The following is a 22,586-nucleotide window of genomic DNA, read 5'->3' as shown; positions in this document are numbered from 1 at the left end:
TTATCTTAACCTCGACAAGCACGTCTGGTTGTTCGCCTCTTGTTCTGCTAGTTTGATCGCCAAATTCGCAAAACAAGAGGTTACACTATGGGATCAACTGTTAACGTCTTCTCTTTTATGGTTGCGGCTGGGGTCGCGGCCTTGTTCAGCAGCAGCCTTGCTGCTAGCCAAGGCTATTATCGTTTTCCTTCGTTACAACAGCAGCAATTGGTGTTTACCGCCGAAGGCGATATTTGGCTTGCTGGCTTGGATAAGCCCAATGCGCAACGGCTAACCACCCATCCTGCCTTAGAAAGTCAGCCCATTCTTGCCGCTGATGGCCAGCATGTCATTTTTGTGGCGAATTATGAGGGGGTTGATGAGATTTATCAGATGCCCTTGTCGGGAGGTCAAGCCACGCGTTTAACCTTTGAAAATAGCCGAGTAAGGCTGCAACAACGTTTGACTGATGGCCGTATTTTATATGCAACCGATCAGGCAAGTGGTCCCACAAATTACTGGGTTTTACGTTTATTGGATCCCGCTACGGGGCAAAGCCACACATTGCCTTTAGCCGATGCAGCCAGTGGTTATATAGACGAAACGACCAATACACTTTTTTTTACCCGCTTTGGCTTACAATTAACGGGTGATAACGCCAAGGTGTATCGTGGCGGTGCTATGGGGGAATTATGGCGCTGGCCTTTAGACAGTCAACAAGAAGCGGTGCGATTATTAACCGATCATCAGGGCGCGATTAGCCAACCTCAGCATTATCAAGGCCGTGTCTATTTTATCAGCGATCTTGATGGTAACAGCAATATTTGGTCAGTTGCTGATAATGGCACCGAGTTAACCCAACATAGCCAACATCAAGATTGGCGTATTGGTCGTTTTAGTCTTAGCGCGGGTAAAGCGGTTTATCAATTAGGTGCCGATCTGGTACAAATGGATTTAAGCACGCAACAAAGCCGTATTTTACCTATTACCTTACCCTCCGACTTTGTACAGCAACGGGAGCGTTGGATAACCCAACCCTTAGCCTATTTAACCGATGCCCAAGCCCATAGCGCGACCAAACAGGTGGTGCTAACAGCTCGAAGCCAAATTGCTGTTGCCAGCCCAGGTACACGACGCTTAGTTACTATTCAGACTCCTGAGGGAAGCCGCTCGCGCAGTGCCTTGCTAAGTCATGATGCAAAATGGGTGTATGCCATAAATGATGCCAGCGGCGAAAATGAAATTTGGCGTTTTGCTGCAGATGGATCAGATAACACTGAGCCTCTTACAAAAGATGGAAAGGTGTTTCGTTGGGGCTTAAATTTGTCACCAAATGGACGTTATCTTGCACATGATGATAAAAACGGCGATCTCTGGTTATACGATTTAGAAAAACGCCAAAATACTAAAATCTATGAGCAAGGTTGGGGGCACTCAGCGTATGCCGACGTGGTGTGGTCGGCTGACAGCCAATTACTCAGTTTTACCTTAAATCATCAACAGCGCCCCCGCAGTCAAGTGGTGTTATACAGCCTGAACGAGCAGCGCAGTGCCATTATCACCTCGGAAAAATATGAATCCTACAGCCCAGCATTTAGTCCAGATGGTTTATGGTTGTATTTTTTGTCTGATCGGCAGTTTACGGCTACGCCGGGGAGTCCGTGGGGTGATCGTAATCTAGGCCCTATGTTTGATAAGCGTACCGAAGTTTTTGCGGTAAGCCTGAAGCAACACGCCTGTTTTGCGTTTGCTCCAGTACAGGAAATCTCGCTCTGTGATGATAAAGCAGCCCTAGAGAGCATGCAGGGGCGTTCAGGTCAGCGGGTTGATTGGGCTCAGCTGCAGCAGCGTTTATGGCAGGTCCCTTTAGCCGCGGGAAATTACAGTAAGTTGCAAATCAATGATGAGCGTCTTTATTTGTTAAGCTCAGAGGCAAACGGACGAAGCCACACATTACAACAGGCGAGTATTACGCGTACCGGGGCAACACTTAGCACGGTTACCGACGATATCGCGCAATATCAGTTGGATGCTACGGGTAAAACGTTGTTTATCCGTAAAGCAGGACAAGAAGGCAAGGGGGATATGCTATTGGTTCCCGCCAACGCAACCTTACCAACAGATTTACGTGAAGCACGTATCAATACACAGCAATGGCAATTGGCCATTCAGCCTCAGCAAGAATGGCGTCAAATGTTTCGTGATGCTTGGCTGATGCATCGTGATTTTTTATTCGATAAGAATATGCGAGGGTTAGATTGGCATGCCACACGCCAAAAATATGAACCCTTATTAGCGCGGATCACAGATCGTCACGAATTAGATGATCTTTTGGCGCAGATGATGGGGGAGCTTAATGCGCTTCATTCTCAGGTTCGTGGTGGTGAATACCGTGACAGTACCCCTGCAGTTACAGCCGCAAGTTTAGGGGCGCAATTAGCCAACGTGCAGGGTGGTGTTAAGATTGTCCATATCTATCAAACGGATCCCGAGTTACCTAGCCAAGCCGCGCCGCTGGCTAAACCTGGGATCCCGATGCAAGTGGGTGATGTTATTACCCACATTAATGGGCATGTGATCACAGACTTAGCCACGTTAACCAAAGCATTACGTAATCAAGCGGGCAAACAAATCTTGCTGCAAGCGTTACGGGGTAAACAGGTACTTAACGCGGTGGTAGAGCCCATTTCTGTCATGCAAGAAAGCACGCTAAGATACCAAGATTGGGTAATGAACAATCAACAAAAAGTGCATAACGCCAGTGCTGGAAAACTGGGTTACTTACATCTTTACGCTATGGGAGCGGGTGATATAGCCAGTTTCGCCCGAGAGTTTTATGCACAATATCAAAAGGAAGGCTTAATTATTGATGTGCGCCGTAATCGAGGTGGCAATATTGATAGTTGGATAATTGAAAAGTTGCTGCGTCGTGCGTGGTCTTTTTGGCAACCTACGCATGGTGCACCTTACACCAATATGCAACAGGCCTTTCGTGGCCACTTGGTAGTGCTGGCTGATCCTCTCACCTATTCTGATGGTGAAACCTTTGCCGCAGGTGTGCGTGCCTTGGGCTTAGGCCCTGTAATTGGGCAACGAACTGCCGGTGCAGGGGTATGGTTATCAGGTCGCAATCAATTAGCGGATCGGGGAGTAGCACGTGTTGCCGAAACGCCACAGTTCGCAATTGATGGTCGCTATATTATCGAGGGGATAGGTGTAGAGCCTGATATCGAAGTTAGTAATTTGCCTTATGCCAGTTTTAAGGGTGAAGACGCTCAACTCAGCCGAGCCATTGCGCATTTGCAACAGCAACTGCAAACACAGCCGATTACACCATTACAGGCAGAGCCGTTAACATCGGGGCCAGCCTCCGACATTATTGCTAAGTAACACAGTGTTATTATGAAACCTACTCAAAAACATTGGGTAGGTTTATTTAAGCGCTCATGAAAACTCTGCTTGCTTTTCTGGGATTAAAAGCTAAGGTGTTAAAAACAACAATAAAGGATTGAGCTATGCAGTTTACAACTGAATTAATTGAAGAAATGCGGGTTATGGCGTTGTTTAATCTTGATAGCATAAACTCAGGGATTAAGGCGCATAAGGTAGCAGAGCCTCAGGTTATTGCTGCCATCAGCCGTTTGTATGCAAAAGGTTTAATTAGTCAACCTGACGGCGGATATCTTACCGATCTGGGGATCCATTGTGCAGAACAGTTACAGACTGCATTGCGCATTTTAGGCACTTCCACCTCATCGTCATAGGTTTGAATGCTCGCAGTAAGACCATGCCCTTGCTTAACACCTAAAGGGTGCATGGTCTTGTTCCATTAAGGTTGTAGCGCCTCCACAAGGCTACTCTCATTTGCTTACGTAAATATGCTTACGTAATAGCCGACGATGCTGCTGTAGTTTTTGCAGTAATTGTTGTTCGGCAAGAGCATCAGATGCAAAAACACTGCGTTCATACAAATCATTAATCTCCAGTAATAATGGCGCATATTCAGTATTATGCTGCGCAATTTGGTGTAGCCACATAGCTACTGTCATGCCTAAAGGAGGCTGATGATTAAATGCGCGACTGAGTTTACCCCTAAGCACATTCGCCTTTGTCTTTGATCTTAAGCTGCGACGCCAGCGCCAATACATCCCTGCCAGTATGAGGGAAGCGACGGAGATAGAGGTGATAACCCAGTGCCAATAAGGCCAATTAAGCAATCGCTGCCAGAACTGCTGTTGATCCTGTTGATTAAAGCCTAAAACCCATACCGACCATAGATAATCAAGGTGCGACCATTGCAGCGCCAATTGACCGAGCCAATTATTTTGCCACCCACTGAGTAAGGCTTGTTCTTCTATCGATAACGTTTGCTCTAACCCAGACAAAATCCGTTCAGGTGCAATAGCGGCAGTAGGATCAAATCGATGCCATTCATCGTGAAGTAAATATTCTACCCAGGCGTGTGCCTCACGTTGTCTTACCAATAAATACTGCTGATTCTGTTGCCATTCGCCGCCTTGATAACCGCCAACGACTCTGGCAGGGATCCCTGCAGCGCGTAACACCACGGCAGTAGCTGATGCGTAATGACTACAAAAACCAACACGACTTTCAAATAAAAATTGATCAATCGCATCGCGCCCGAGACGGGGCGGCGTTAAGCTATAAAAAAAGGCTTGCTGCTGAAAATAGGCCGTTAGCGCTGTCACAATTTTTGCCGCGTCGTACTGATGGGCTTGAGCCAATTCAGCACCCCATTGTCGCGTGCGCGGATTGGCGTTTTGCTGTTGTAGATTTAATTGTCGCTCTGTGGCTGATTCCAGCGGCAATGGGCTAAGCGCACTGATCACGCTATAACTGATCCGTTGGGTTAACGGCAATGGATTAGCAAGTAAACTTGCAGGCTGCATGCTTAACGATGTTGAGCCTGATAAAGGGAGACCTAAGCTAAAGAGATCGCGCTGATAGCTTGGCTCTGCGAGGATCTGATACTGCACGTGTTCTCGAGACGCGGGTAAGGATTGAGACATCGTTTGCAAGGCATTTCGTGAAAGTGTGTCAAGTTGTCTTGATGTAAAGCGGGCATTGCGTTGCCAACGACGACCATCAAAGTCTTCATAGACTTTGGCTCGCCAATACCATTCTTCCCGCGGCGGCTTTTCTGTAGTAAAGCTCACCCTGAAGGCAAGGGCGTCGCTTTGAACTAACTGTTCGATGCTCCCTGGATCCAAAGTATCACTAAGCCCGGTACTTGCCATGTTTTGATTAGGTATTTGCCATAATGGCGGCAAGCGCGGGAAGACTAAAAATAATCCAAGCCAAATAGGTAAGGTGATCATCCCAAGCAACAGCGTGCGTTTAGGAGCGATCTTGGCGTTAGCTGGCGCAAATAAACGATGCTGCAAATAGCCATTCAGTAGTAACAATCCAAAAATAGCCAAGGCCATCGCCATTTGTTGGTAAAAAATAAAGCAACACACTAGCGCAAAGTATTGCACCCAAATCAATTGAATGGCATCTGCGCGCTGTTGTAATGTAAAACCCCGACCTACCGCAGCGAGCAACAGTATATGCAACATGGCATTGAGCACACCCAGTTGAGAAATTTGTGCTAGCAGTAACAATAGCAAGGGTGCCATAAGCCAATTGAGGTGTTTTTTGCTCAGCGCTGGTTGGTCTTTGTATAAACGCCATCCTTGCCAACTCAGCAGCCCTAAAAAAGCGAGAGTATTCCATAACGGTAATGCCGGTTGATACAAGGCCAACAACGCGAGGTGTAACACCAGTGTTTGGCAAGCAAATGCGTTAGGTAAGCGTAATTGTCCAACTAGCATAAGGCTAACTCTTGCAGGCAGCGCGTTAAATGTAACTGGCCAGATGCAGGGGCAATTTGTGCGGTTGCCGTTTGTAAACCGTAATGGCGACCCTGTGCTTCAAGGTCAAGTAATTGCTGACAAGCGTGGCTGAGCGCGTGTTCTAATGCCGGGCCTTGTAACAGCGGTACATGCACCCATTCAGGCAATGATTGCAGAGGAGCACCGCGTTGGCGAACAACAGGCTGTTGCGGAGCGGCAGGCAGTCTTTTCCATAGAATGTGTTTGGGACTATCGCCCTGTTGATAGGCCCTCAACAAGGTTGGATCGGTTGGTTGCAGTTCGTTCTGTGTCGTTGGGGGCGTGTTTGTAGCCTGCGGTAAGGTCTGTTCTGTATCAGTGTATTTAGCCACAGGTTCTGGATAAACCCAGATCTGAGTTTGCAGTGCTGGATAACTCCACGTGGTAAATAAACCCAGTGGATAATCGCTTTTTAGCACCAATCGCGGCAAGCTATAACAGCCTCTGTCCAGCGCGGGGATCATTAAGGTGAAAGCGTCAGTCCCCGCGACATACTCAAGCAATTGTACATGGCGTTGACCTTTGAGACGAATTTGCAACATCTGACACAGGTTTGCTGTTATTTTTAAGGTAAGGGCTGCGGGGAGTGGCGCATAGGTTACCGCATCGTCTGTCACAGTTAACCGTAGCCGATGAACATTCAAAAAGGCCAACACCATAGTGCTTAATAGCACACTCATTAATACAAAGCTTGCCAACAAAATTAAATTATTTTGGTAGTTGGTCCCTAATAAATACAGCAAAATAATTAAAAAACTAAACCACCAACCAAAACGACTTGGCAAAATATAAATTACGCCCTGTGTTAACGCTAAGGAGGGGGTTGCTGGCTGACGTTTGTCTAGCCAGTCAATAAAACGCTGTTGCGCCCTTTGTTTAAGTTTAGCGTAGCTCATAACTCGCAAGGCGTAGTGTTAAGCAGCTGCTGGCTAAATACGTGTTCACCTGCCACGCTTTGTGGATTAAGCCGATGCTCAGCAACGTAGGGAAACACCCTTTGCACATCGTCGGCAGTTACATAGGTGCGCCCATCAATAAAGGCCATGGCCTTTGCCGCCCGAACCAAGGCTTTTGCGGCGCGTGGCGATAACGCTAGATGCGCTTTCGTGTAGCGACTGGCATGAACTAGGGCTAAAATGTAATCTAGTACCGGCTCAGCTACCGCAATCTTGGGAACTTGTTGCTGTAAATAGCGCAGCTGTTCAGGTTGCAGCGGTGCAGTTAATAATTGCAGCCGTGAGCCTTGCTGTTCATCTTGTAACAGCTGTTTTTCTGCTGCGCGATCAGGAAATCCTAATGAGATCCGAAACAAAAACCGATCTAATTGTGACTCAGGTAAGGCACTGGTGCCGGCATGAAATATTGGATTTTGCGTGGCAATAACAAAAAAGGGTGTAGGTAGCGGCCGAGTTTCGCCATCAATAGATACCTGACGCTCTTCCATGGCTTCTAACAAGGCACTTTGTGTTTTCGGGCTGGCGCGGTTAATTTCGTCGGCAAGTAAGACTTGGCTAAAAATTGGTCCCGGTTGAAAATAGAATTGGGCGGAGCGTGTATCGTAGATATTCATACCTAACAAATCGCCTGGTAGCAAATCATTAGTAAATTGTACACGCTTATAGGTTAAGCCCACTGCGTTCGCTAAGGCATGTGCCAGCGTTGTTTTACCCATGCCGGGTAAATCTTCGAGTAACAGGTGTCCCTCTGCTAACAGCGAACACAAGGCTAAGCGGATTTGTAACGGTTTACCTAATATAACGTGGTTTAAATCATGCTCAACGCGGTGCAGTTCCTTTAACAAATAACCCCCTATTACAACGCATAAATCTTAGGTTTGTGGTTCTTGCAGCCAACGTACCAATTCGGTGCGGTTACGACTATGGGTTTTCTTAAAAATGGCCGATACATGCACTTTTACTGTGTTCGCGCTAATTTGTAATTGCTCTGCAATTTCTTTATTTCTGGCACCTTCGGCAATTAGCATACTGATTTTCCGCTCTTGCTCGGTAAGTAACGAGGGCAATTTTATTTGACGATTTGATTGCTCTCGTAATTGAAATAATGCATCTAAGGCGTCAGACATAACGTTACGGCTGTAGTACAATTGGCCTGACATCATGGTTTGCAACGCGCGTTTCACCATCTCTGGCTGCTCATCGTTATAGATTACGCCGCGAAGGCCAGCAAAGATCGCTCTGCTAGGATCAATAAGTTGCCTTTCCGCCCGAAAAACAAAAAGTGGAACCTGTCGGCTTACACTTAACAATTTGGCAGAAAACCCTTTTTTAGCAGAGGATTCACTACTAAACTGATAACCGGCTAACAACCCTTTTTGCTGTCGTATTTGCTCAAAGTTAGCCAACGAGCATTGCTCGACATCGATGCCAGCGGCTTGCGCATATCGACAGGTGCTCAGTTGTGTGGTCTCATCCGTTAGTAGGATGAGACGTGAAAACCTTTCCATAATCTTTACCTTTATCGCAATTAGCGTAACTATATAACGCGGAACCGCATTTTGAAAAGAAAAGTATGACGAAGAAACTACTATTTGTTTGTTTAGGCAACATTTGCCGTTCACCCACTGCACAAGCTGTTATGCAGCATAAAGCTGCTGCCTCAGGACTGGCGCTTGAAGTTGCCTCTGCAGGTACGGCCGCGAGTCACAAGGGGCAGGGACCGGATCCGCGTTCGATACGTGTAGCCAGTCCCTTTGGGTATAGCTTTAAAGGGTTTCATGCCAAACCGGTAAAAAGTACCGATTTTGCGTCTTTCGATATTATTTTGGCGATGGATCGGCAAAATTTGCATGATTTACAGCAACGCTGCCCAGCAGAGCATCAGCATAAGCTGTGCTTATTTATGTCACATCATCCTGCATTTGCACAATGGCCTGACGTACCGGATCCGTATTATGGGGGCAATAAAGGTTTTGATCTTGTTCTGCAGTTAATTGAAGAGGGCTGTGATCATCTTTTGGCGCATCTGAAACGTACAGCTGCCTGAGATATCTGACATTCATTATATGCAAATATGTGCAAAGCAAGGTTAAAAGGTAAACGCAACCAAACCTTAAGAGCATCAAATACTGAAAAAAATGCGGTATAAGCTGCAAGATGCTGATAAAACAAGCAGACTCGGTACCTATGCCGAAAAAGTCAGCCCTGAGGATTGAATTTACGTCCAGAAGGCTATAAGTTTAGCGAGTATTTAACTAATTAATGGGAATAACATCGTGACCACCTGGACGCCACAAAGCTGGCGCAAGCTGCCGATCCAACAGCAACCGCATTATCAGGATCAGCAATTATTAGCGCAAGTCGAACAACAACTACACAAATATCCGCCTTTAGTCTTTGCTCAAGAAACTCGGGATTTGTTTAGTCAACTTGGCCAAGTTGCCGAGGGTAAGGGCTTTTTGCTACAAGGTGGCGATTGTGCCGAAAGTTTTAATGACTTTAACGCTCCCAAAATCCGCGACACCTTTAAAGTACTAATGCAAATGGCGGTCGTGCTTACCTATGCTGGCGGTCTGCCTGTAGTCAAAGTGGCAAGAATGGCAGGGCAGTATGCAAAACCACGTTCCAGTGATTTAGAAACTCTTAATGGTGTTTCTTTACCCAGTTACCGTGGCGATATTGTCAATAGCTTTGAGTTTACCGAGCAAGCAAGACAGCCTGATCCCAATCGCTTAGTTACCGCTTATCATCACTCTGCGGCTACCATGAATCTCTTGCGCGCTTTTGCACAAGGTGGCTTAGCCGATTTACATCAGGTGAGTGCGTGGAACATGGGGTTTGTTGCCTCCAATCCGTTAAAAGAGCGCTATCAAAGTGTTGCGACCCGTATTCAAGAAGCTTTGCGTTTTATGGAAATTTGCGGCATTACCGCGCAAAATTCGCCTTCTATTCGCGAAACACAGCTTTATACTTCGCATGAAGCGTTATTGTTAAATTATGAAGAGGCATTGACTCGGCGTGATTCTCTAACCGGTAAGTGGTATGACTGCTCTGCGCATATGGTTTGGATTGGTGAGCGTACCCGTCAATTAGATCATGCCCACGTAGAGTTTTTCCGAGGCATTCACAATCCCATAGGCGTAAAAGTGGGGCCTGGGATGCAACCAGATGACTTAATCCGGTTAATTGATGCACTAAATCCAGAAAATACGCCAGGTCGTTTAACCCTGATCACTCGAATGGGTGCTGATAAGCTGGCAGATAAGCTCCCCGCATTGGTGCGTCGTGTGAAACAAGAAGGGCGCAAAGTGGTGTGGAGTTCTGATCCCATGCATGGCAATACAGTGAAAGCCAGTAATGATTACAAAACCCGCGATTTTGAAGCTATTCTGCGTGAAATTCGGCATTTCTTTGCTGTACATAAAGCAGAAGGTACGCATGCTGGCGGTATTCATCTTGAAATGACAGGTGAACATGTTACTGAATGTACCGGCGGTGCTTATGGGTTGAGTGAAAATGATCTGTCATCTCGTTACTTTACGCAGTGCGATCCACGTTTAAATGCGGATCAAGTGTTAGAGCTCGCATTTTTAATTGCCGATACGCTAAGTTTAGCGCGAAAGTAATATCCACACATGCGAGTGATACATCATCAAGGTTAAGCCTGATTGAAAATGTGGTGCCGGGTTTTTAGTTATAAAAGCCCGGCTTTTTCATAGTAATACGCCAAAATACACGTCATAAAGTAGCATGAGATCAGTATTTCTGCCGTTTTAACCCTGTGCGCGAGATAATCTTGGCCGAAATTTCTTCTATCGACAGCTGTGTGGAATTAATAAAGGGGATCTGCTCTCGTTGATATAAGCGTTCCACCTCTTTTAGCTCAAGTGCGCATTGCTGTATTGATGCATAGCGACTATTTGGTCTACGCTGCTGCCTAATTTGACTTAAGCGTTCGGCGGTAATGGTTAAGCCAAATAATTTCGGTTGATGTTTCTTTAACTCGCTCGGTAATTGCAAGGTGGTCATATCTTCTTCAACAAAGGGATAATTTGCCGCTTTAATCCCATATTGCAATGCTAAATACAGGCTAGTAGGGGTTTTTCCCGAGCGGCTGACCCCAACCAAAATAATGTCCGCTTGATTAAAGTTCTTCATATTCGCGCCATCATCATTGGCAAGCGCATAATTCACGGCATCAATCCGAAAGTCATAGGTTTTTTCATGCATACTGTGGGTGCGATGTGTTTTGGGTACCGGTGCCATTCCCAATTCGTGTTGAATAGGTTCAACAAAGGTATTTAGAAAATCGTAACACACCCCCTCGCTTTGGCTAATGATCACGCGTAAGGCTTCGTCTACAAAGGTGTGAAACACCAAAGGGCGTAAACCTGTTGTTTTATAACCATCATTTATACGCTGCTTAACCTGTAATGCCATCTCTGCAGTTTCAATAAAGGGTAAGGTAATGTGCTCAAACTGCGCCGGAAACAGCGTTAAAAGCGCATGGCCGAACACTTCTGCAGTAATCGCTGTACCGTCTGATATATAAAATGCTGTGCGCACAAAATCTCCGTATTTCGTAATAAATCTACATGAAAATTAGGGTTTTAAATCTATCACTGCTGAGTGTAAAATCAGGCAAGTTGTAACTCATGCTGTAAGCTTACATGCTCAGCAACAAAAATTGGAGAGAAAGGTGCAAGAATTTATCATTTGGTATCAAGACCTCGGTATGCACGATGTTGATCGCGTTGGCGGTAAAAATGCATCTTTAGGTGAAATGATTAGTAATTTAGCATCGGTTGGGGTGCAAGTGCCAGGTGGCTTTGCCACAACCGCCTATGCCTTTAACCAATTTTTAGAACAAAGCGGCGTGAATGAGCGCATTTATCGCTTACTTGATGGCTTAAATGTTGATGATATAACCGCGCTTGCCGCTGCAGGTAAACAAATTCGGCAATGGGTAATTGATACACCATTTCAACCAGCGCTAGAGCAAGCCATTAAACAGGCTTATCAACAGTTACATCCAAATAGTGCTGAAGATGTGTCCTTTGCGGTGCGTTCTTCGGCCACAGCAGAAGACATGCCTGATGCCTCATTTGCCGGGCAACAAGAAACCTTTTTAAACGTACGCGGCTTTGACGCGGTAATTATTGCGATCAAACATGTGTTTGCCTCGCTGTTTAATGATCGTGCCATTTCATATCGGGTACATCAAGGCTATGATCATCGAGGTGTTGCCTTATCAGCTGGCGTGCAGCGTATGGTGCGCTCCGATTTAGCCGCCTCAGGTGTGATGTTTAGTATTGATACCGAGTCAGGTTTTGATCAAGTGGTCTTTATTACCTCTTCCTATGGCTTGGGTGAAATGGTTGTTCAAGGTGCGGTTAATCCTGATGAGTTTTATGTGTATAAGCCTACGCTAAACGCTGGGCGTCCGGCGGTAGTGAAACGCACGTTAGGCAGCAAGTTGGTGCAAATGGTGTATGCCGCAGAGCAAACCCATGGCAAACAAGTCAAAATAGAAGATGTCCCTGTGACCAAATGCCGACAATTTTCGTTAACGGATGCGGAAATAGAGCAGCTGGCGCACCAAGCGATACTGATAGAACAACACTATGGCCGTCCGATGGACATTGAATGGGCCAAAGACGGTATTGATGGTAAATTGTATATCGTTCAAGCACGACCTGAAACGGTTAAAAGCCGTGAAGATAATGCTGCAATTGAACGTTACCAATTAGCCAGCCGCAGTGAGGTGTTGGTGGAAGGTCGAGCTATCGGTCAACGTATTGGCGCCGGTACCGCCAAAGTGTTAGCCGACATTTCGCAAATGGATCTGATTAAACCGGGCGATGTGTTAGTAACCGATATGACAGATCCCGATTGGGAGCCGATTATGAAGCGCGCGTCTGCGATTGTGACCAATCGTGGTGGCCGTACTTGTCATGCGGCGATTATTGCCAGAGAGTTGGGGATCCCCGCCGTAGTCGGCTGTGGTGATGCAACCAGTGTGATTCAGGATGGGGCAGCGGTTACAGTGTCTTGCGCCGAAGGTGATACGGGCTATGTTTATCAAGGCAAATTAGACTTCACCGTGATCACAACCCAAGTCGATCAGATGCCAGCACTTGATTTAAAGGTGATGATGAATGTTGGTAATCCGGAACGTGCGTTTGCCTTTTCACGCTTACCCCATGCGGGAGTGGGGCTAGCCCGACTAGAGTTTATTATTAATCGTATGATTGGCGTACACCCAAAAGCATTACTCAACTATGCTAGCCAAAGTAGTGATATTAAAGCCACCATTGATGAACTCACCGCAGGCTATGCTGATCCGGTAGAGTTTTATATTGCCAAATTAACAGAGGGTATTGCGACCTTGGCCTGTGCCTTTGCCCCTGAAAAGGTGATTGTGCGGATGTCTGACTTTAAATCTAACGAATACGCTAATTTAGTGGGTGGGCGTCAGTATGAGCCACACGAAGAAAACCCCATGATTGGTTTTAGAGGCGCATCACGTTACTTATCAACCGATTTTCGTGATTGCTTTGCCCTCGAAGTTGAAGCACTGAAGCGGGTGCGTAATGTCATGGGCTTTCATAATATTGAAGTGATGATCCCCTTTGTGCGAACCCTAGATGAAGCCGCTGGCGTTATCGATTTACTGGCGGCACATGGTTTAAAACGGGGCGATAATGGCCTGCGCGTGATTATGATGTGCGAACTGCCTTCAAATGCGTTATTGGCTGCAGAGTTTTTAGAATACTTTGATGGGTTTTCGATTGGTTCAAACGATTTGACGCAACTTACGTTGGGATTAGATCGTGACAGTGGTTTAATCGCCCACCTGTTTGATGAGCGTGATCCAGCGATTAAAAAATTGTTAGAGATGGCGATTAAAACCTGTAAAGCGCAAGGTAAATACATTGGTATTTGTGGGCAAGGTCCGTCGGACCATGAAGATTTTGCCGCATGGCTGATGGCGCAAGGAATAGAGAGCGTTTCGCTAAACCCCGATACGGTTGTTGATACGTGGCTGTATTTGGCGAAAAAGTTTGCTTAAATTGTGCGCAACACAGCTTAAAAAGACCTAACCGCGTCGTTCAAGCTGCACAAGAACATCGAAAATATGTTCTATCAGCGTGGTAGCGCAATACTTATTAAGCGCCAACTATCGCAATAAATCGGGCTAACCCTCTAATGGTTTAGCCCGATTTTTTTAATTGCCCTCTAAAGCTGCTTAATTATTAAACACGTTTTGTTGTTTTCTGCGTGGTTCAGCCTAAATTCTGCTTATAGTACAGAGATGTGGCATAGCTAAATGCCGCCGCTTATGGCAAATTACTCAAGGGAACATAATAGAGACTCGGTGTTATGTCACTGAGCAGAAGAACATTACATCCAGGGGATAGTCATGCAGGAGTTGGTCAATACAATTAACAATTATGTCTGGAGCGAAGCACTTATTTATTTGTGCTTAGGGGCAGGCCTATTTTATTCGATTTTAACGCGCTTTGCGCAGGTTCGGCATTTTAAGGAAATGTGCTCCTTATTGCTAAACAATAGTTCGTCAGATAAAGGTATCTCGTCTTTTCAAGCGTTAGCGGTATCGTTATCGGGTCGGGTTGGGGTAGGTAATATTGCTGGGGTTGCTGCAGCAATCGGCTTTGGTGGTCCAGGTGCCGTTTTCTGGATGTGGGTGGTGGCTTTTTTAGGTGCCAGCACCGCATTTGCAGAATCTACACTGGGTCAAGTGTATAAAGTTGAAGAAAATGGGCAGTATCGTGGTGGCCCAGCCTATTACTTTGAGCGCTGTTTAGGCTGGCGCTGGTTGGGTATTTTATTTGCAGTCTCGGCCATTATTGGCTGTGGTATTTTCTTGCCGGGCGTGCAAGCGAATGCCGTAGGTAATGCCGTCACCCAGATTTTTGGTGATGGTAATATGGTTGTAACCAGTTTTGGTGAAGTAGGTACACATAAACTGGCGGCGCTGGCGGTTATTTCGATTGTATTGGGCTTTATCATCTTTGGCGGTATTCGACGTATTGCTAATTTTACACAAGTTGTCGTGCCCTTTATGGCGTTGGGTTATGTGATTATGGCGCTGATCGTGGTCTTTCTTAACCTAGATAAAGTCCCAGGCGTATTTAGTTTAATTCTTTCTGATGCTTTTACAGCTCAGGCCGGGTTTGGTGCGGCTATCGGCTGGGGGGTAAAGCGGGGAATTTATTCTAACGAAGCAGGACAAGGTACAGGGCCACATGCCGCCGCCGCTGCAGAAGTAGATCACCCGGCGCAGCAAGGCTTAGTACAAGCGTTTTCAGTGTATGTTGATACGCTGTTTGTGTGTACCGCTACAGCTTTAATGATTTTAATTACTCAGCAGTATAATGTTGTGGGCGAGTTACCTGCTGGCCAATTTATTGTACAAAACGTAGCAGCAGATACCGCAATCAGTTCAGCGGCCTTTACCCAATTAGCGTTGAACAGTGTGTTTGGTAATTTTGGACAAATCTTTGTCGGTTTAGCGTTATTTTTCTTCGCGTTTACTACTATTTTGGCTTACTACTACATTACAGAAACCAACGTAACCTATCTAAATCGGGTATTTAAAAACCGCCTGCCTTTAGTGTTATTCAAAGTGATTTTAATGTCTATGGTGGCTTACGGTACGGTCAATGCCTCAGGCTATATTTGGGCTATTGGCGATATCGGTGTTGGCTTAATGGCATGGATTAACGTGTTGGGCATTTTGGTGATCTTCTTTATCCATAAACCTGCTATTTTATGTTTAAAGGATTACGAAGATCAGAAAAAAGCGGGCGGCCCCATTATTTTTGATCCAGTCAAACTGGGTATTAAAAATGCGACCTTTTGGGAAAAACGGTTAGCTAAACAACAAGCAGAAAGCAAGAAAACACCCTAGTTCGTGAGGGATTATTGTTGAGTTGCTCTAAGCCCTGACCTTTGTCGGGGCTTTTTTTAGGTTATGCTTATCGGATATTTTTGCAGCTTTCTAAGGAGGAGTCACCTATGTTTGAACTCTATATAGCTAATAAAAATTATTCATCTTGGTCATTACGCCCTTGGTTGCTGATGCAACACTTGTCGATCCCTTTCATCGAACAATTAGTGACCTTTGCGGATGACGATAGTTTTAGTCGATTTCGCTCTTTTTCGCCCAGTGGTAAGGTTCCCTGTTTGGTACAACACTCAGGACTGGACTCGGAATTAAAGAATACGGTGATCTGGGATTCGTTGGCCATCACCGAATATTTGTATGAGGATTACCCTGCCGTGTGGCCTGCGGATAAAGGTGCGCGCGCATGGGCACGTTGTGCTAGTGCAGAAATACACGCCAATTTTAATGCTTTGCGTACGGTATGTAGTATGAATTGTGGCCTTCGAATTCAACTGCATGCGCAATCGCCGGCCTTGGTACGCGATTTGGCTAGGCTAGATGAATTATTAAATGAGGGATTAACTAAGTTCGGAGGCCCTTTTTTATCAGGGCCCACTTTTACCGCGGTTGATGCTTTTTACGCGCCCGTAGCCTTTCGGTTGCAAAGCTATGGCATTGCGCTTTCAGCAGCGGCTATGCAGTATATCAACTTATTGCTTCGTTTACCGGGCATGCAAACCTGGTATCAACAGGCATTAGCCGAGCCTTGGATCGATCAAGCCCATGATGAGGAAATCGGCCAGTATGGTAACATTACCGCTGATTTACGTCATGGGCTTGCACAGCCAACTTAGTCAACGCCAATAAAACCACCTGTTTGATGCGCCCACAGTTGTGCATAAATACCGCCAGAGGCAATAAGTTCGGCATGCGTACCTTGCTCAACAATATTGCCTTGGTCTAAAACAATTAATCTGTCCATTTGCGCAATGGTTGATAAGCGGTGGGCAATCGCAATTACCGTCTTATTTTCCATTAGTGTGTTTAAGCTGGCTTGAATGGCTGCCTCAACCTCTGAATCGAGCGCGGAGGTTGCTTCATCTAAAATAAGTACAGGGGCATTTTTTAACAGTACGCGTGCAATGGCAATACGCTGCCGTTGACCACCCGATAATTTAACACCGCGTTCGCCAACTTGGGCATCTAGTCCTTTATTACCTTTAAGATCAGTAAGATCTTGAATAAACAAGGTGGCTTCTGCTTGTTCTGCTGCGGTTAACAGTTCTTGTTCCGTGGCATCAGGCTTACCATAACTGATATTATCCCGCACCGAGCGGTGCAACAATGAGGTATCCTGCGTCACCATCGCAATATGCTTACGCAAACTTTCTTGAGTAACCTGGCTGATATCTTGACCATCTATTAAAATTCGGCCTGATTCCACATCATAAAAGCGCAATAACAGATTAACCAACGTCGATTTACCTGCGCCTGAACGACCAACCAGGCCAATTTTTTCACCTGGTTTAATGTCGAGTGATAGCGCGGCGAGCACCGGTGCTTTTTCACTCTCGTTAACCGCCTTACCATAGTTAAAACTGACGGCGTCAAATCGGATAGCGCCCTGTGTTATTTGTAACGCGCTCGCCGCTGGTTTGTCTTGGACCTTTGCCGGCTGTGACAAAGTGGCAATACCATCGGCTACTGTACCGATATTTTCAAACAGGCTACTAACTTCCCACATGATCCATTGTGCCATGCCATTTAAGCGCAGGGCTAAGCTTACCGCGATAGCAATAGCACCGACAGTAATGGCACTTCCCGCCCACAAATACAGCGAGAGAGCTGCAACACTAAATACTAATAAATAGTTTAAGGTTTGTACCGACACACTTAGGCCGGTGGCTAAACGCATTTGCTGATAAACCGGTTTTAAAAACACTTCCATACTGTCGCGGGCATACGCCTCTTCGCGTTGCGTGTATGAAAACAATTTTATCGTATTAATATTGGTATAGCTGTCAACGATACGGCCCGTCATTTCAGAACGTGCATCAGCTTGTGCTGTGGAAACGCGTTTTAAGCGGGGGACAAAATACAATTGTAAGGCGATATAAAAGACTAACCAGATCAGCATTGGGATAATCAGACGCAAATCGGCATCAGCAACAAAATAGAGCATGGCGGAAAAATACACCAACACATACACTAGCACATCTAAGAGCTTCATCACCGTTTCACGTACCGCTAACGATGTTTGCATTACTTTGGTGGCGATGCGGCCGGCAAAATCGTTTTGATAAAAACTCACACTCTGCCGCAGTAAATAACGATGCGCTTGCCAACGTATAGACATGGGGTAATTCCCCAATAGGGTTTGATGTACCAGCGCAGAATGGAAGAGGGTGAGTAATGGTAACAGTACCACCGTGACTAAACCCATCCATATTAAGGTAGAGCGTTCCTCACTAAAAAAACTATCGGGGTTTTTGGTCACCAGCCAATCGACCAATTGGCCCATAAAGCTAAACAGGGACACCTCTAAGATGGCTAATATAGCTGAACTCATTGACATAACAACCAGTGGCCAGCCCATCCCTTTAGTATAATGGCGGCAAAACGCAATCAAGCCAGTGGGGGGCTGTGTTGGCTCGTGTTCTGGAAAAGGGCGGGTTAAACGTTCAAAAAAACCAAGCATTTGAGGTATCCATCTAGTTAAAACAAGCGAGTACAGCGTGTGCAAACTGCAGTAAGCGTTATTGTATCTGATTATTAAGGCGATTGCTGACCATAAAAAAGCACAGTAGATACGGTTAGCAAACGCAGTTGGTTGGGCGAGTTGTCCAAAAGCTTGTATAATGGCGCTATATAAAGTGCGAACTTGGACATCTTTTTACATCGACGCCACGTAAACACATCACAAACTTGAGTTTTACCGGCGTTGCCCCAATTGATTTGGCGCTGTTGTCTTCCTAATCGAGATTATTCATGAGTATTAAATTAGTTACCTCAACGATTTTACCCACGCCTTTTGCTGAATTTCGTTTACATGGGTTTGAAGCGAAAAACGGTAAAGAGCATGTCGCGTTAACACTGGGAGACATAACCACTGACGAGCCTGTTCTGGCCCGTGTGCATTCAGAGTGTTTAACGGGGGATGCCTTATTTAGCCTGCGCTGTGATTGCGGTCCACAATTAGAAGCCGCAATGAAGAAAATCGCTGAGGTGGGACGTGGCGTGATTTTATACTTGCGCCAAGAAGGGCGTGGTATAGGTCTTATTAACAAGATCCGTGCCTATGCTGAGCAAGATAAAGGCTTAGACACGGTGGAAGCCAACGAGATTTTAGGATTTTTGCCAGACCAGCGTGAGTATGATATTGCAGCAGCGATGTTTAACCAGCTTGGGGTAAAACAAGTACGTTTATTAACCAATAATCCACGCAAGCTTAACGCACTGCAAGAGGCGGGGGTTAATGTGGTGGAACGTGTACAACACCGTGTCAAAACCACTGCCCATAGCCATCGCTATCTCGCGACAAAAGCGGCAAAAATGGGACATATGGAGTAATATTACACACTGCTGTCAACAAGAATACCGTGTTAGGCAGCGAAAATTATTAATCTGCTTAGGCAGTATAGACGGCTAACTTTTAGTGATATCCGCTTAATTCCCACTAAAAGTTAGTGTTATACTGCTGGCACTCTACTTATGTGTGGCCTGGAAGTATGATACCAACGCTTAATCCGGAGCTGGCATTAGATGCCAGCGTTATTGCCTTCACCAAAGCCTTAGTCAATGCCGGTTTTACGGGTGATATTGAAACCCAGTATGCCAGTCGTTTAGCGGTCGCCACGGATAACAGTATTTATCAGGCATTACCGCAAGCCGTTTTGCTTCCTCGTAGCACCGATGATCTGGTGATTATGACCTCGTTAGCGCAAACCTCCAGTTTTAATCATCTCAAATTTAGCCCACGCGGTGGAGGAACGGGGACCAATGGTCAAGCGTTAACTGAGCATATTGTGGTCGATTTATCGCGACATATGCGGCAGATTTTAGAGCTTAACGTGCAAGAGCGGTGGGTAAGAGTGCAAGCAGGCGTGATCAAAGATCAGCTTAATGCGTTTTTAAAGCCCTATGGATTTTTCTTCGCACCTGATTTATCAACATCTAATCGGGCGACCATCGGTGGCATGATTAACACTGATGCCTCAGGCCAAGGCTCTTTAGTGTATGGAAAAACCAGTGATCATGTTTTAGCACTTAAAACAGTATTGATTGATGGTAATGTGTTAAATACACACAAAATGTCTACTTTTGAAGCTGAACACCGCGCTGAACTGCCTAACAGCATTGGTCGAATTTATCAGCAAGTGCTTAAAACCTGTCGTGACAATCGTGCGGACATCTTAGAGAAGTTTCCTCGCCTAAACCGTTTCCTTACCGGCTACGATTTAGAACATGTGTTTAATGATGATCTTACTGAATTTGATTTGTCGCGTGTGATCACCGGCTCCGAAGGTTCTTTGGGCTTTGTGGCTGAAGCCAAATTGACTATTACGCCTATCGCTAAGTACAAATGTCTGGTCAATATTCAATACGACAGCTTTGAAAGCGCTTTACGCAATTCACCTTTTTTAGTTGAGGCACAAGCGACGTCGGTAGAGACCATGGATAGTAAGGTTCTCAACTTAGCTCGTACCGATATTATTTGGCATCAGGTAAAAGACTTTATCGCAGATATTCCAGGTAAGACCATGTTGGGTCTAAATATTGTGGAATATAACACCGAAGATGAAGCTGATATTACCGATAAATTAGCCCGATTAACAGCCCGTTTAGATGCGGCTATTACCGCAGAAGAGGCAGGCATTATAGGGTATCAGATAACTTTTGATCCTGCTGCGATCAGCGCTATTTACGCCATGCGTAAAAAATCGGTTGGGTTATTGGGTAACACGCCCGGCCGCCAAAAGCCGTTGGCGTTTGCCGAAGACACTGCCGTACCACCTGAAAATTTAGCCGATTTTATTCTAGAATTTCGGGCGCTGTTAGATAAGCATGGTTTGCATTATGGCATGTTTGGTCACGTCGATGCCGGGGTGCTACACGTTAGGCCAGCATTAGATTTATGCGATCCTGAGCAAGAAAAATTGTTGCGAACCCTCTCAGATGAAGTGGTGGCACTTACCGCAAAATACGGCGGATTAATGTGGGGCGAACATGGTAAAGGCTATCGTAGCGAGTATGGCCCTGCATTTTTTGGTGAATCGCTGTTTACCGAGCTTCGAAAAATTAAAGCCGCGTTTGATCCACGTAATCGAGTCAATCCAGGGAAAATATGCACGCCGCTAGCCAGTGCCGATCGCTTAGTCAGTGTTGATGATCAAAAGCGGGCTTGGTTTGATAGGCAAATTCCCGTAGCCGTGAAAGACAGTTTTGACAGTAGCTTAAATTGTAATGGCAATGGTTTATGTTTTAATTACGAAGAAAGCTCTCCCATGTGCCCCTCAAGTAAGATCACTAAAGATCGGCGTCATAGTCCTAAGGGGCGGGCAGGTTTAATGCGCGAGTGGCTACGGCTTATGCAACTACAAGGTGTGGATGTATTAGCCAGCGAGCAGCAATTAAATGAAAAAGATCAGGGGATCACCGCACTTTGGCAGAAATTACAGAACAGCTGGTCAAAACGTCAGGGAGAGCCTGATTTCTCGCATGAAGTAAAAGAGGCGATGGACGGCTGTTTAGCTTGTAAGGCCTGTGCTGGGCAGTGTCCAGTAAAAGTCGATGTTCCCACGTTTCGTGCGCGATTTTTACAACTCTATCACAGTCGTTATCTGCGTCCGGCTAAAGACTACGTGGTAGCAAATATTGAGCGAACAGCGCCCTTATTAGCCAAAATGCCCAATATGGTGAATTTTTTTCTCAAACGCTCTCTCATTCAAAAAGGCTTAGCGCAAGGTGTTGGCTATGTCGATACCCCTCTATTGTCTGTTCCCACTTTGGCAGAACGAATTCAAGAGCGCTATCGTTTTGATTTAGCTCAATTAACGGCGCTTAGTTCCAGTGAGCGGGCAAACACAGTATTGTTGGTACAGGATCCCTTTACCAGCTTCTATGAAGCCGATTTAGTGGCAGATGCACTCGCACTACTACAAAAATTGGGCTTTAATCCCATTTTATTACCTTTTTTACCCAATGGTAAACCGCAGCATGTGAAAGGATTTTTGCGTGAATTTGCGCAAACGGCCAAAACCGCCGCCGAGTTTTTCAACCAATTACATGCGTTAAATTTACCGTTAATAGGGTTAGATGCGTCACTGGTATTAGTGTATCGGGATGAGTACAACAAAGCCCTTGGCTCACAGCGGGGCGATTTTCATGTGCAGCTTTTCCACGAGTGGTTGCAAGGAAAACCATTACCTACAGTTGCAAACAGCACAGAGTTTGCGTTATTGGCCCATTGTACCGAAAAAACTGCATTGCCGGCGACAGAGAAAGCTTGGCAACAGATTTTTGAGCAGATGGGGCTAGTGTTAAAACCAGTGAGTGTGGGTTGTTGTGGTATGGCGGGAACCTATGGCCATGAAAAGCAGCAATTGGAGAACAGTAAGGCTTTGTTTGAATTAAGTTGGCGTAAACCTGTAGAACACTATGGCAATGCGCGTTTACTGGTTACGGGTTTCTCTTGTCGCAGTCAGGTTAAACGTTTAGTGGGAGATAAACCGCGGCATCCACTACAAGCGTTACTTGCTTTACTCTAGTTTTTAAGAAATTTGCACGTTTAAAAAGCATAGTATTGCTGTAGTAAACAGGCATAAAAATACCCAGCAGAGGCTGGGT

At 45.7% G+C, this 22,586-nt stretch carries 15 protein-coding genes; 9 read left to right on the top strand and 6 right to left on the bottom strand.

Translation table 11 applies throughout. The annotated features are described in order from the left end of the window. Positions 1-117 precede the first annotated feature (117 nt). Together IE070_RS06470 and IE070_RS06465 are read left to right on the top strand one after the other, a co-directional pair. The gene (locus IE070_RS06470) at positions 118-3,369 is read left to right on the top strand and encodes a S41 family peptidase (RefSeq protein WP_373296931.1); all 3,252 of its coding nucleotides are present in this window, start codon (positions 118-120) and stop codon (positions 3,367-3,369) included. Positions 3,370-3,494: 125 nt separating this feature from the next. Beyond that, entirely contained in the window at positions 3,495-3,743 is a 249-nt protein-coding gene (locus IE070_RS06465; protein ID WP_189481641.1) for a TIGR02647 family protein, read from the top strand. Between the two features lie 96 nt (positions 3,744-3,839). Here the strand turns inward: IE070_RS06465 and IE070_RS06460 are convergent, their stop codons facing one another. Genes IE070_RS06460 through IE070_RS06445 form a run of 4 tightly spaced genes read right to left on the bottom strand, consistent with a single transcriptional unit; the run spans position 3,840 to position 8,337 of the window. Then, positions 3,840-5,813, bottom strand: a complete 1,974-nt coding sequence (locus tag IE070_RS06460) for a transglutaminase TgpA family protein (RefSeq protein ID WP_189481640.1) — start codon at positions 5,811-5,813, stop codon at positions 3,840-3,842. After that, a complete protein-coding gene (locus tag IE070_RS06455; protein WP_189481638.1) occupies positions 5,807-6,769 on the bottom strand; it encodes a DUF58 domain-containing protein in 963 nt (320 codons plus the stop codon). The genes IE070_RS06460 and IE070_RS06455 overlap by 7 nt, the downstream gene beginning before the upstream one ends. Beyond that, complete coding sequence (locus IE070_RS06450) at positions 6,766-7,674, bottom strand: AAA family ATPase (RefSeq protein ID WP_189481636.1); 909 nt, start codon at positions 7,672-7,674, stop codon at positions 6,766-6,768. Before IE070_RS06450 ends, IE070_RS06455 begins: the two co-directional genes overlap by 4 nt. A 27-nt stretch (positions 7,675-7,701) precedes the next feature. After that, positions 7,702-8,337, bottom strand: a complete 636-nt coding sequence (locus IE070_RS06445) for a response regulator transcription factor (RefSeq protein ID WP_189481634.1) — start codon at positions 8,335-8,337, stop codon at positions 7,702-7,704. Positions 8,338-8,402: 65 nt separating this feature from the next. Between IE070_RS06445 and IE070_RS06440 the strand changes: the two genes are divergently transcribed. After that, positions 8,403-8,876 (top strand): low molecular weight protein-tyrosine-phosphatase, encoded by a 474-nt coding sequence (locus tag IE070_RS06440; protein WP_189481632.1) that lies wholly within the window; start codon positions 8,403-8,405, stop codon positions 8,874-8,876. Positions 8,877-9,105: 229 nt separating this feature from the next. After that, on the top strand, positions 9,106-10,455 hold the full coding sequence (locus IE070_RS06435) for a class II 3-deoxy-7-phosphoheptulonate synthase (protein ID WP_189481630.1): 1,350 nt from the start codon (positions 9,106-9,108) through the stop codon (positions 10,453-10,455). A gap of 130 nt (positions 10,456-10,585) precedes the next feature. Here IE070_RS06435 and ppsR read toward each other — a convergent pair whose 3' ends face one another. Continuing rightward, complete coding sequence (ppsR, locus tag IE070_RS06430) at positions 10,586-11,395, bottom strand: posphoenolpyruvate synthetase regulatory kinase/phosphorylase PpsR (RefSeq protein ID WP_189481628.1); 810 nt, start codon at positions 11,393-11,395, stop codon at positions 10,586-10,588. 133 nt (positions 11,396-11,528) lie between these two features. On the opposite strand from ppsR, the gene ppsA reads away from it, so the two are divergent. The 3 genes from ppsA to IE070_RS06415 all read left to right on the top strand — a co-directional run bounded on the left by ppsA (position 11,529) and on the right by IE070_RS06415 (position 16,594). Next, positions 11,529-13,901 (top strand): phosphoenolpyruvate synthase, encoded by a 2,373-nt coding sequence (gene ppsA, locus IE070_RS06425; protein ID WP_189481626.1) that lies wholly within the window; start codon positions 11,529-11,531, stop codon positions 13,899-13,901. Positions 13,902-14,252: 351 nt separating this feature from the next. Beyond that, on the top strand, positions 14,253-15,764 hold the full coding sequence (locus tag IE070_RS06420; protein ID WP_189481624.1) for an alanine/glycine:cation symporter family protein: 1,512 nt from the start codon (positions 14,253-14,255) through the stop codon (positions 15,762-15,764). Between the two features lie 107 nt (positions 15,765-15,871). Further along, entirely contained in the window at positions 15,872-16,594 is a 723-nt protein-coding gene (locus IE070_RS06415; protein ID WP_189481622.1) for a glutathione S-transferase family protein, read from the top strand. Here the strand turns inward: IE070_RS06415 and IE070_RS06410 are convergent. Next, positions 16,591-18,438 carry an ABC transporter ATP-binding protein gene (locus IE070_RS06410; protein WP_189481620.1) on the bottom strand — a complete coding sequence of 616 codons (1,848 nt, stop codon included), beginning with the start codon at positions 18,436-18,438 and terminating at the stop codon, positions 16,591-16,593. The two genes, IE070_RS06415 and IE070_RS06410, sit on opposite strands and share 4 nt — an antisense overlap. Positions 18,439-18,728: 290 nt before the next feature. Here IE070_RS06410 and ribA point away from each other — a divergent pair, with 290 nt between their 5' ends. Both ribA and ydiJ read left to right on the top strand, forming a co-directional pair. Then, positions 18,729-19,310: a GTP cyclohydrolase II gene (gene ribA / locus IE070_RS06405; protein ID WP_189481618.1), complete on the top strand. Its 582-nt coding sequence runs from the start codon at positions 18,729-18,731 to the stop codon at positions 19,308-19,310. A gap of 158 nt (positions 19,311-19,468) precedes the next feature. Further along, complete coding sequence (gene ydiJ / locus IE070_RS06400) at positions 19,469-22,507, top strand: D-2-hydroxyglutarate dehydrogenase YdiJ (protein WP_189481616.1); 3,039 nt, start codon at positions 19,469-19,471, stop codon at positions 22,505-22,507. Positions 22,508-22,586: the final 79 nt, after the last annotated feature.

The sequence above is a fragment of the Alishewanella tabrizica genome (assembly GCF_014652375.1).
Lineage (GTDB): Bacteria > Pseudomonadota > Gammaproteobacteria > Enterobacterales > Alteromonadaceae > Alishewanella > Alishewanella tabrizica.
Note: the sequence above shows the minus strand (reverse complement) of the source record. Positions and strands in the feature narration are given on the sequence as shown.